Here is a 12,325-nt window from a genome sequence, read left to right as displayed (position 1 = left end):
AGGGGGGAAGGGGGGTTAGGTTTCTGAGGCTTAGATGTTAGCAATAATACTTTTCAAACAACCCCCTAAGAGCAAGCGAGGAGGTGGCTATGATGTACCTTATGTGATTAGGATTACTATATGTCTTCTGAAGAAGTCTTCGTCTTTCCAGCATCTTTTGCTCAACAGCGACTATGGTTCCTCGACCAGTTGATCCCCGGCAATGCTATCTACAATGTGCCGACAGTAATTCGCTTGACAGGTTCGCTTAAGTTAGCCGCACTAGAACAGACTTTTAACGAAATCGTGCGTCGCCACGAAACCTTACGCACCACATTTATAGTGTTGGATGGGCAACCTCTACAGGCGATTGCACCCAGCTTAACAATACCTATTTCTGTATTAGACCTCCAACAATTGTCAGCTGATAAACAAGAGGTTAAAGCAAAGTCCATTATTACCGCAGAGATAGAACATCCCTTCGATTTATCCTCCGGGCCATTGCTGCGAGTAATACTCCTCGTGCTTTCCGAGACAGAACATATTCTATTATTGAATATGCACCACATTATCTGCGATGATTGGTCTATGGGGGTACTGATTCGGGAACTGGGAACGCTTTACGCAGCTTTTGCACACAACCAGCCTTCCCCTCTATTAGAACTGCCTCTTCAGTACGCCGATTTTGCTCACTGGCAGCGCGAGTGGCTGCAAGGAGAAGTACTCCAAACCCAGTTAGCTTACTGGCGGGAGCAATTAAACGGTATTTCCATACTGCATCTACCTACTGACAAACCAAGACCAGCTATACAAAGCTATCGAGGAGCAACACAATTTCTAGAGTTACCAAAAAAGCTAATTGATGCACTAGAAAAGCTGTCACAGCAAGAAGGTGTCACCTTATTTATGACATTGGGGGCAGCATTTCAAACATTACTTTCCCGCTACACACACCAAGAAGATATCGCACTAGGTTCGCCAATTGCTAACCGCAACCGCAGCGAAATCGAAGGAATAATTGGTTTTTTTGTCAATAGTTTGGTGCTACGTAGTAACTTATCTGGAAATCCCACCTTTCGAGAACTACTAGGCAGAGTACGAGAGGTAACATTAGGAGCATATAGCCACCAAGATTTGCCGTTTGAAAAGTTAGTTGAAGAACTGCATCCAGAGCGAAACTTGAGCCACCATCCTTTATTTCAAGTGGTATTTGGTTTCCAGAATGCGCCAATGTCAGCGCTAGAACTGCCTGGATTAGTACCCAGCTTTATGAATATTGATTTGAAAAAAACACGTTTTGATTTGGAACTGCATCTGTGGAAGTGTTCTGAGGATTTTAGGAGCTTATGGGGCGGAAACTGGGAGTATTCTGAAGGTCTCCGAGGTGTAATCGTTTACAACACAGATTTGTTTGAGCAAGCCACCATTAAGCAGATGGTGGAACATTTTAAAACTCTATTGTCAGCTATTGTTGCAAATCCAGAAGAACGAATTACAAATTTACCGTTATTAAGTGAAGTGGAGTTACATCAGGTATTGGTGGAATGGAATAACACCCAAGTCGATTATCCTCAAGATAAGTGTATCCATCAATTGTTTGAAGAAAAGGTACAGCAGTATCCTGATTCTATAGCAGTTAACTTTGCTAACAAACAACTTACTTATCAAGAGTTAAATACTTGCAGCAATAAACTAGCGCACCACTTACAAAAAATAGGAGTAGGTTCAGAAGTTTTAGTTGGCATTTGTATTTCACAGTCTATAGAAATGATAATCGGGTTATTGGGAATTCTGAAAGCAGGGGGAGCGTATGTTCCATTAGATGCCAGCTATCCCGAAGAACGCCTAAATTTTATGCTGGAAGATGCACAAGTTTCAGTATTACTGACACAAGAAAACTTACTTAAGCATTTTGAAGGTTTCTCAAATCCAATTATTTCTATAGATAAAGACTGGAAAATTATCACCCAAGAAAAGGAAGACAATCTTAAAAGCGATTTAAATAGTGATAATTTAGCCTATATTATTTACACCTCTGGTTCTACAGGAAAACCCAAGGGAGTGGCTGTACCTCACAAAGCTGTAAATCGGTTAGTGTGCAATACTAACTATATAAAATTTTCACCATCTGATCAAATCGCCCAAGCCTCAAACACTTCTTTTGATGGTGCAACATTCGAGATTTGGGGAGCGCTACTTAACGGCGCTCAACTTGTAGGGATTAGTAAAGATGTAACGCTTTCGCCTCATCAATTGGCATTACAACTACGAGAAAAAGGTATCAACATTCTATTTTTGACCACCGCTTTATTTCAACAGATTGCTAGAGATGTTCCGCAAGCTTTTGCGACCTTGAAATATTTACTGTTTGGTGGCGAAACCGTTGATACGAGATGGATTAAAAAGATTCTCCAATCTGGTGCGCCAAAGCACTTAATTCATGTTTATGGGCCTACAGAAAATACAACATTTTCCTCTTATTACTGCGTAAAAGAGTTACCATCAGCCACATCTTTACCTATTGGTATCCCCATTACAAACACGCAAATTTATATATTAGATGCCTATTTACAACCTGTGGCTATTGGCGTTACTGGCGAATTATATATGGGTGGGGAGGGGTTGGCGCGAGAATATCTCAATCGAACTGAATTAACTGCTAAAAACTTTATTACTCATTCTTTTAGTAAGAAACCGAAAGCACGTCTTTATAAAACAGGTGACTTAGCCCGCTATTTAGCAGATGGCAATATTGAATTTTTAGGTCGCATCGACAATCAAGTAAAAATTCGCGGCTTCCGCATTGAGTTGTCAGAAATTGAAGCGGTGTTGAGTCAACATCTAGCAGTGAAAGAAACTATAGTTATTGCTCGTGAGGACGTACCTGATGATAAGTATTTGGTGGCTTATATTATTCCCAACCAGGAACAGATACCAATGGAAGACGTGCAAGGCTTTGCATATTTAATTCGCCAATTCCTGAAAGAAAAGTTACCAGAATACATGGTGCCAAGAGCATATATGGTATTGGAATCTCTACCTCTAACACTTAATGGCAAAGTGGATCGCCATGCTTTACCTACGCCTGATACAATTACTTTCCATAATCTTGATTATGTGGCACCGCGATCGCAAGTTGAAGAGTTACTTGCCCAAATCTGGGCTAAGGTTTTGGGAAAAGAGCAAGTAGGTATCCAGGACAATTTCTTTGAATTGGGCGGTCATTCTCTCCTAGCGACTCAGCTAACTTCCCGCATCCGGGATACCTTTCAAATAGATTTGCCTGTACGCAATTTGTTTGAAGCACCAACTGTTGAACAACTTGCTAAGTGTATTGACACAATGTATTGGACAGCAAAAGGTATAGATAAGACTGAAACTACGGGAATTCAGCGAGAAGACGTGGAATTTTGAGAAACCTTTGAGTTAGCGATCGCCATGCCATTTATGCCATCCGGTATATGTGTACGAGCCGCAGTAGCGATTAACTTAAGCTATTAGGAAAATGTGCGAATTGGCTGGCGACCTCTACTTTGGAACTAATCAAAAGGTACTAAGTACATCTAGCCCGTGAAGAAAGGAAGTTTTAGGTAATCATCCCAGCTATAAGCAGCCAGCGCAAAATGTGCTGACTGCTTCGGCGAACTGCTGGTTTTGTTCCATCAATGCCATGTGTCCACCTGGTTTTAGGGTGACTCTTTGAGAGTAAGGCAATTCTGCTTTCATGCGATCGCTGGCAACAGGTTTAGTTGCTATATCTGAATTGCCGCAAACAACCAACACAGGTACATTAATAGTTGCAAGTGTTTCTGTTTCATCAAAGTTGAACATTCCCAGTGTGCCACGAGCCAGAACCCCAGGCGAACCCAATGCTGATAATAGACCGGCAAAACTTAGTTGACCCCGTGTTTCTGTACCCGTAAATCCAGATAGTTCGACGGTGATGTACAGTGAACCGTTCAAATACGAGAGCCAAGTCATCAACCAAAAAATCGGCCACAGCACGGTAGTCAGGTACAAGACAGGTTCGAGTAGCGGTTTCTGTAATTTTCGTACCAGATTGCTAAAGATACAAGTTTTTACCGGATTGGTGTAGGTAGTATCTACAAGAATTAAGCCAGCCACCCGACTCCCTAATTGCTCTGGAAATAGGCGACAGAATGTCAGGTTAATCATTCCACCCATGCTGTGTCCTACCAGAATAACAGGTTTATCCCCTGCGATACTCCCTTTAGGAGTGGCTGTTACCAACGCAACTACAGCTTCCAAGTCACGGGCATATTTTTCAATAGAGTGATCATTGTTTTTCGGTTTGGCGGATTTTCCTAACCCTGGTAGATCCCAAACAATTACTCGGAAGCGATCGCTCAGTTGTTGCTTGGCATAATACCATACAGTACTGTTCGGTCCCCAACCGTGTGAAAGGATAATCGGTTGACCATCTTCAGGGCCAAAAAACTCTACTTGCAGTACACTACCATCCGGTCGTGGCAAACGCTCCACGGTTTTGCTACGCATAAACTTAGGTTCATCGGCTCCAGGGCGGCGCAGCAGTGGCAAACTGATAAAACGACCGCCAACAGACCACAGAACCATTACTAGCCCAGCCACTAAGTAAAATGTTCCTACAAGTTCTCGTTCGTACCACTCATAGAGAATGTAGCCCCCCCCGCCAATTACCCCAATGGACAGCAGTTGAACCAGCCATATAAACAGAAAATTATGAGGCATGAATATCATGAGCCTAAACCTTGCGATATGTTCACTGCGTTGTCTTTTAGCTTCATATCATAGTTATAATCATCCAAGTTTCATTCCCAGGAGTGATTTATACAGTCTTATAAGTGTGATAAAAATACTGGGTTAGGTAATAAGCAGTGCAGCTTGGCGCCAATAACTATCCAGTTACAAAACGTTAAAAAGCTTATTAAACAATCTAAAATCCTTGCATTCAGTGCCTTCTGTCTTATATTAAGTAACAATACGCCGTGTACAACTTTCTCTCAAACCTAACCCCCAACCCCTTACGCCAGATACTTCAAGTCGGCGGAGCCGCCCAACGTACTGGCTCCCCTACTAGCGTTGGGGAGCAAGTATCAAAGCCTCTCCCCGCTTGCCTAACGGCAGGCTGACGCCAACGGGGAGAGGAATGGAAGCGGGGTTCTAAAAATAAGTTGCACATCGCGTTAATAACAGTTGCGAAGGGGTATAATTTTGAATACGGTTGAGTTTTTATCTTATATTCGCAGCTTAGATATTCAAGTTTTTGTCGATGGTGAAAAGTTTCGCTGTAACGCCCCTGAAGGAATTATTACAGCCGAACTGCGTGCAGAAATTCAAGAGCGTAAAGCAGAAATTATTGAATTTTTAGAAGCAACTAATTGTACTCATAACCACAGCTTTAGTCCTCTGGTACCTATTTCGCAGTCAGAAAATCTTCCCCTCTCCTTTGCTCAACAACGGCTATGGTTTCTTGACCAATTAATCCCTAATAATCCTTTCTATAACATTCCACTAGCACTAAATTTAAGAGGTTTGCTCAATAAAGCCGCGCTAGAGCAAACTTTTAACGAAATTGTGCGCCGACATGAAGCTTTACGCACCACTTTTGTCATCCAGTCAGGGCAACCAGTTCAGGTAATTAATCCTACGCTCAAAATACCCTTACCAGTAATAGATTTACGGCAACTGCCACAAGCCGAACAAGAAATACAAGCGCGACGACTTACTACCCAAGAAGCTCAACGTCCTTTCAATTTATCAACCGATTCGTTGCTGCAAGTAAAACTGCTGTGGTTAGATGAGACACAATACATCCTGCTGCTGACTATGCACCACATTGTCTGTGATGGTTGGTCTATTGGGGTGCTGATTCAAGAGATAGCAGCACTTTACACAGCCTTTGCCAGCAATCAGCCTTCTCCTCTAGCGAAACTTACAATCCAATATGCAGACTTTGCATACTGGCAACGCCAGTGGTTGCAAGGGGAAGTATTAGAAAAGCAACTGAGTTATTGGCAGAAGCAATTAGATGGCATTTCTATGCTAAATCTGCCAACCGACAGACCAAGACTAGCTGCTCAAAGTTACCAGGGTGCAAGGCAACCTCTGCAATTATCAAAAAGTTTGAGCAAAGCACTTTTAGCTCTCGGACAGCAAGAAGGGGTAACTTTGTTTATAACCCTACTAGCAGCATTCCAAGTTTTACTTTACCGCTATACACAACAAGAAGATATTGCTATCGGTTCACCTATTGCCAATCGCAACCGTAGTGAAATTGAGGGATTAATTGGTTTTTTTGTCAATAGCTTAATACTGCGTACCCAACTAAGTGGAAACCCAACTTTTCGGGAATTATTGAGTAGAGTTAAAGAGGTAGCTTTAGGAGCTTATGCTCATCAAGATTTGCCTTTTGAAAAACTCGTAGAGGAACTACATCCAGAGCGAAATTTAAATCAAAATCCGCTCTTTCAAGTAGTTTTTGCGCTCCAAAATGCGCCAATGTCCGCGTTAGAGTTACCTAGTTTAACTTTAAGTCCGCTACCATTTGAAACGGAAACAACGCGCTTTGATTTGGAGTTCCACTTGTGGGAGCCAAATACTCAAAATGGGTTATGGGCAGATAGCTCAGAGGGAATTAGTGGTTTTGTAATTTATAGCACTGATTTATTTGATGATGCTACTATCGCCAGGATGCTAGGACACTTCCAAACATTACTGGAGGGTATAGTTGCAAATCCAGAAGACCGAATTGCACAATTACCATTTTTAAGCGAATCTGAGCTATATGATTTATTAGTTAAATGGAATAATACTCAGTTAGATTATCCTCAATATAAATGTATACATCAGTTATTTGAGAGCGTTGCAGAACAGAATTATGATGCAACTGCACTAGTATTTGACGATGAGAAACTCAGTTACAAAGAGTTAAATATACGCAGTAATCAACTTGCACATTATCTAAAAAAGTTAGGAGTTAAAACCGAAGTTTTAGTAGGACTTTGTGTAGAACGCTCTTTTGATATGGTAATAGGGATGTTGGGCATCCTGAAAGCAGGTGGAGCTTATGTACCTTTAGATCCAAGCTATCCATCTGAACGTTTAAACTTTATGCTTGAAGATGCTCAAGTCTCAGTTTTATTAACTCATGAGCAGTGGCTTGAACGCCTGAAAAACTATAATTACCAAATAATCTGTTTAGACAAGGATTGGAAGATTATTTCTCAAGAGTTTGAAGATAATCTTACTAGTAAAGTTACAGTAGATAATCTAGCTTATATCATTTATACCTCTGGATCAACTGGAAAACCTAAAGGGGTTAAAATTGAACATAGAGGATTGTTAAATCTAGTTTGTTGGCATCAAAAAGCGTTTACAATTTCATCCCTTGACCGAGCAACGCAGATTTGTGGAGTTGGCTTTGACGCTTGTGGTTGGGAAATTTGGCCTTATCTTAGTGCTGGAGCAAGCATTTATTTTGTAGATGATGAAATCAGGCAAATACCTGAGCATTTACGAGATTGGCTAATATCAAAAGCGATAACAATTAGCTTGTTACCAACTCCTTTAGCAGAGAAAATTCTCTTATTAGATTTTCCTCAAGACGCAGCTTTACGAATATTACTCACAGGTGGCGACAGACTAAATCAATATCCTTTAGCTGATCATCCTTTCCAGTTAGTTAATAATTATGGGCCAACTGAGAATACAGTTGTGACAACTTCGGGTCATATTTCTGTTAAGAATAAAGAGAGTTTAGCACCTGTAATTGGTGGTGCGATCGCCAATACACAAGTTTACATATTAGATCAATATTTACAACCTGTACCCATCGGCGTTTCGGGAGAGTTGTACATAAGTGGTGATGGGTTGGCGCGAGGTTATTTAAACTGTCCTGACTTAACTGCTGAATCCTTCATTTATCATTCTTTTACTAATAAATTAAAAGCACGACTTTATAAGACAGGTGATTTAGTTCGCTATCGAGTAGATGGCAACATTGAATTTTTAGGTCGCCTCGACGAGCAGGTAAAAATCCGCGGCTACCGCATTGAGTTGGGAGAAATTGAAGGGGTACTCAGTCAGCATCCAGCAGTGCAGCAAACTGTAGTTATAATTCGGGAGGATAAAGGAGAAAAACGCCTAGTAGCTTATGTAGTACCAAAAACCGAATACAGCAGCGAGCAGGAGAATATGCAATTAATGCAATTGCAGAATGAGCAAGTTTTGCAATGGCAGATGCTCTATAACGAAACTTATAACCAACCTGTTGATTCCGATCCAAAATTGAATATTGTAGGCTGGAATAGTAGTTATACAAATCTACCTATTCCATCAGAGCAGATGCGTGAGTGGGTGGATAACCAAGTCGAGCAAATTTTGGCTTTTCAACCTAAACGAGTGTTAGAAATTGGTTGTGGAACAGGTTTAATTCTGTTTAGGGTTGCACCTCACTGCACTAAATATTGGGGGACAGACTTTTCCGTAGTTTCACTTAACTACATTCAGGAGCAGTTACAAAAGCGAGAAATGCCGCAAGTAACGCTGTATCAGCAAATGGCTACTGACTTCGAGAAAGTAGAAACAGGAGCTTTTGATGCAGTAATTCTGAACTCGGTTGTACAATATTTTCCTACTATTGATTATCTGATTAGTGTATTAGAAGGTGCTGTGCAGGCAACTGCTCCAGGTGGCTTTATCTTCATAGGAGATGTGCGTAGTTTGCCACTCTTGCAAGCTTTTCATGCGTCAGTGCAACTGTATCAAGCTGAACCTTCCCTTAGCAGCTTCGAGTTACAGCAACGGATACAAATGCAGATATTTCAAGAAACAGAGTTAGTCATTGACCCAGCCTTTTTTACTGCAATAAAGCAACGCTTTCCACAGATTAATCATGTACAAATTCAACTGATGCGGGGTAAACATCACAATGAGTTAACTGAGTTTCGTTACAATGTGATTCTTCATGTTAGTACCGAAACTGTTAATAATACTAAAAATTATTCCGTGCTGAACTGGTCTGAAGATAATCTCACAGTCTCAACAGTGCATCAGTTATTAATTGAGAATCAACCAGAAATATTAAGCATTATCAATGTACCTAATGCACGGGTGATGTCAGCAGTTAAAACACTAAAATGGCTATCAGATGTAGAAGGTTTTAAAACTGTAGGTCAAATACGTAAAGCTTTGCAAGAACTCGAAAATTTCGGAGTAGAGCCAGAAGATTTCTATGCGCTGAATGTACCTTATGGGGTTGATATTACCTGGTCACATTCAAGTATTGAAGGTCATTATGATGTGGTTTTTGTACGACAAGATGCAGTAGGTAAGAGAATTATTTTTCCACATAGCACGACTCACTCTCGTCCCTGGCAATCTTACGCCAATAATCCCCTACAAGCCAAAGCAGCGCGTAAATTAGTGCCGCAGTTACAGACTTACGTAGCACAAAAACTGCCTGAGTACATGATGCCATCAGCTTTTGTAGTATTAGAGTCTTTACCTCTAACAGCTAATGATAAAGTCAATCGCCGCGCCTTAAGAGCATTGCATGATGTAATTAAGCCCCAATTGCCTAAAAATTACATCGCACCTCGGACTGCTGTTGAACAAGTGCTGGTGAAAATTTTTGCTGAGGTTTTGGGAATTAAGCGCGTAGGAATTTATGACAATTTCTTTGAATTAGGCGGTCATTCATTACTGGCAACTCAGCTTGTCTCTAGAGTGCGCGACGGTTTATGTGTGGAGTTACCTTTGCGTAGCGTATTTGAAGCATCGACAATTGCACAACTATCTAAAGTGGTGGAAAGCTTTAAAGAAAGCAATACTCAAAATCAAGCCCCAGTTTTAGTACCACTATCGCGTGAAAGTCGGCGGATTAAGTTATCTTCCTTAAACGAACAGAGCAAGGGGCATTAGTAGTATATGAAAAAAAATGCTGACTATCTCTTTGTCACCGATTATGCATTACTTGATAGTGATACCGTTATTGGGCAACCGAATAAATTTCTCACTGCCCCAATCGCCCTCTATTATGCCGATCGCAATCATAGTTTTCAAGACTTTCGAGCTATTGGTGTTCTAAGAGGCTTGCAAGACCGTCTCAAAGGTTTAGAAAAACTTATCGAACAACGTAATCAACGCCGAAAGGAATGTTATCCTGGCTTTTTACTCTCACGTATCTTCTACAGTTTGAGCAATTTGTTCTCGATCGAAAAGGGCGACAGGTTTACTATCGCCATCAGGAAATTGAACTGACTGCGAAAGAATTCAATTTGCTGGAATATTTAATGCGACATCTGAACCAGGTATTGACTCGCGATCGGGAGCATCCCAAATGTGTAAATTTATTTTTTTGTAGTGCGGGCTTCTAGCCCGCTTCCTGGACATTAGGGAGCAAGATGCTCCCACTACAAATTTTATTTTGGCAAAATTGGGATGCTCCCTCGCGATCAAATTCTAGAGAATGTCTGGGGTTACGAAATTTTCGCCAGTTCCAATGTGATTGAAGTCTATATTCGATACTTGCGAATCAAGCTAGAAGCACAAGGTGCAAAACAATTAATCCACACAGTGCGTGGTGTCGGATATGTATTCAGAATCTAGCAGCATCAAAACCTAACCGCTTTTTCTTGGCTAGAACAACACTAATACCCACATTTGAAACAGACAGCCGATTCAATTACAGCAAGTTGGGTTAAACCCAATTGGACAAAGATCAATGTCTGAAAAAATCAACTATTAACGCCGCCGCTTTTTGGGCACTGCGGCCCTGAGCCTTGCGACTACACAGCTAGAAGTTAAAGAATACTAAATCTGACTCCGACTAATTAACCACAGACACTTCTCACAATTTGTAGAAACTCCCGTAAAACAGGTGTCATATCCTCTTGTCGCCACACTACAGCCGTTTCGACTAATGGTGTTTTTTCTTCTAAAGCGCGATAAACTACACCAGCCCTTTGAAGATTTTGCAAAGAAGACGGTACGATCGCAATCCCCATTCCTGCTGACACTAGCCCGATAATTGTCTGCATTTGGATTGCTTCTGTCGTCACTTTTGGGCTAAAATTTCCTTGCTGGCAAAGACTCAGGATTTGATCGTAAAGTCCGGGGCCAAAATGGCGGGGGAACATAATAAAATTTTCGTCTTTTAGCTCGCGCACTGAAATATTTTCTTGTCTAGCTAAGAAATGAGTTTCCAACATAGCTACAATTAAAACTTCTTGCTGAATGCATTCTTGATTGAAAGTGTTGTCTTCTAAAGGTGGATGGGCAAAACCTACATTGATGCGGCGATTGAATAGCGCTTGTTCTTGCTGAGTTGTCGTTAATTCTTGCAATACTAACTCCACCTCTAGAAACTGTTCTCGAAACCGCCGCAAAATCACAGGAAGCAAATCGTAAGTTACCAAGCTGGTGAAACCTACTCGTAGTTGTCCTTTCTCACCCCTACCTGTCCGTTGAGTCAGATCAATTGCCTTGGACAGTTGAGCGAACAATTGATAAGCTTCTTGCAAAAATACTTGTCCGGCTTCCGTTAGCTGCACCTGTCGTTTGGTTTTGCGTTGAAAAAGTTCTACCCCAAGGGATGCTTCTAGCTGCTGAATTTGCTGGCTTAAGGGCGGTTGAGCGATGTGAAGTCGCTCTGCGGCTTTACTAAAGTGTAGTTCCTCAGCTACAGCAATGAAGTAGCGCAGGTGTCGCAGTTCCATAGTTTTGATATTTTATAAGTCTCAAATATTCATAAATATATATTGGACATCAGAAAAATTGCTATTTATGATACTCATACATAAAAGTCATAGGATGATGTAACTATGTCGGAGAATTTGAGAAGTCAAATTGTGACGCAAGGAGTGCAGCGATCGCCTAATCGAGCTATGCTGCGTGCAGTTGGTTTTAAAGATGAAGATTTTAATAAAGCCATTGTCGGTATTGCCAATGGCTACAGTACGATTACTCCCTGCAATATGGGGATAAATCAACTGGCGCTCATAGCAGAAGTTAGTATTAAAACCGCCGGGGCGATGCCGCAAATGTTCGGCACAATTACCATTAGTGATGGGATTTCAATGGGAACTGAAGGGATGAAATATTCCCTAGTGTCGCGGGAAGTCATCGCTGATTCCATTGAAACCGCCTGTACTGGACAAAGTATGGATGGTGTGCTAGCGATTGGCGGTTGTGATAAAAATATGCCAGGGGCAATGCTGGCGATCGCACGGATGAATATCCCGGCTATCTTTGTTTACGGTGGCACAATTAAACCCGGTCACTACAACGGACGCGATTTAACTGTTGTTAGTTGTTTTGAAGCTGTTGGTCAATACAGTGCGGG

The 12,325-nt window shown here is 41.4% G+C and carries 7 protein-coding genes and 1 pseudogene; 6 read left to right on the top strand and 2 right to left on the bottom strand.

Annotated features, from left to right (window positions below; translation table 11 throughout):
- Window positions 1-120: 120 nt before the first annotated feature.
- Window positions 121-3,393 (top strand): non-ribosomal peptide synthetase, encoded by a 3,273-nt coding sequence (locus V7K27_RS23155; protein ID WP_334950429.1) that lies wholly within the window; start codon window positions 121-123, stop codon window positions 3,391-3,393.
- A gap of 189 nt (window positions 3,394-3,582) precedes the next feature.
- Here the strand turns inward: V7K27_RS23155 and V7K27_RS23150 are convergent, their stop codons facing one another.
- The gene (locus V7K27_RS23150; RefSeq protein WP_334950427.1) at window positions 3,583-4,710 is read right to left on the bottom strand and encodes an alpha/beta fold hydrolase; all 1,128 of its coding nucleotides are present in this window, start codon (window positions 4,708-4,710) and stop codon (window positions 3,583-3,585) included.
- A 483-nt stretch (window positions 4,711-5,193) separates the two neighbouring features.
- Here V7K27_RS23150 and V7K27_RS23145 point away from each other — a divergent pair, with 483 nt between their 5' ends.
- The 4 genes and pseudogenes from V7K27_RS23145 to V7K27_RS23135 all read left to right on the top strand — a co-directional run.
- Entirely contained in the window at window positions 5,194-9,903 is a 4,710-nt protein-coding gene (locus V7K27_RS23145) for an amino acid adenylation domain-containing protein (protein ID WP_334950425.1), read from the top strand.
- A gap of 6 nt (window positions 9,904-9,909) precedes the next feature.
- A complete protein-coding gene (locus V7K27_RS23140; RefSeq protein WP_334950424.1) occupies window positions 9,910-10,242 on the top strand; it encodes a hypothetical protein in 333 nt (110 codons plus the stop codon).
- A complete protein-coding gene (locus tag V7K27_RS36550) occupies window positions 10,137-10,358 on the top strand; it encodes a winged helix-turn-helix domain-containing protein (RefSeq protein ID WP_442947642.1) in 222 nt (73 codons plus the stop codon). The genes V7K27_RS23140 and V7K27_RS36550 overlap by 106 nt, the downstream gene beginning before the upstream one ends.
- A 64-nt stretch (window positions 10,359-10,422) precedes the next feature.
- Window positions 10,423-10,590: pseudogene (locus tag V7K27_RS23135) on the top strand (winged helix-turn-helix domain-containing protein); the annotation flags it as partial.
- 224 nt (window positions 10,591-10,814) lie between these two features.
- Here the strand turns inward: V7K27_RS23135 and V7K27_RS23130 are convergent.
- Window positions 10,815-11,699, bottom strand: coding sequence for a LysR family transcriptional regulator (locus tag V7K27_RS23130; protein WP_334950422.1), 885 nt, complete (start codon window positions 11,697-11,699; stop codon window positions 10,815-10,817).
- A gap of 105 nt (window positions 11,700-11,804) precedes the next feature.
- Here V7K27_RS23130 and V7K27_RS23125 point away from each other — a divergent pair.
- On the top strand, window positions 11,805-12,325 hold a 521-nt coding region (locus tag V7K27_RS23125), incomplete at its 3' end, for a dihydroxy-acid dehydratase domain-containing protein (RefSeq protein WP_334950421.1).

The organism is Nostoc sp. (assembly GCF_036919575.1).
Classification (GTDB): Bacteria; Cyanobacteriota; Cyanobacteriia; order Cyanobacteriales; family Nostocaceae; genus Nostoc.
This window is presented reverse-complemented; position numbering and strand designations above follow the sequence as displayed.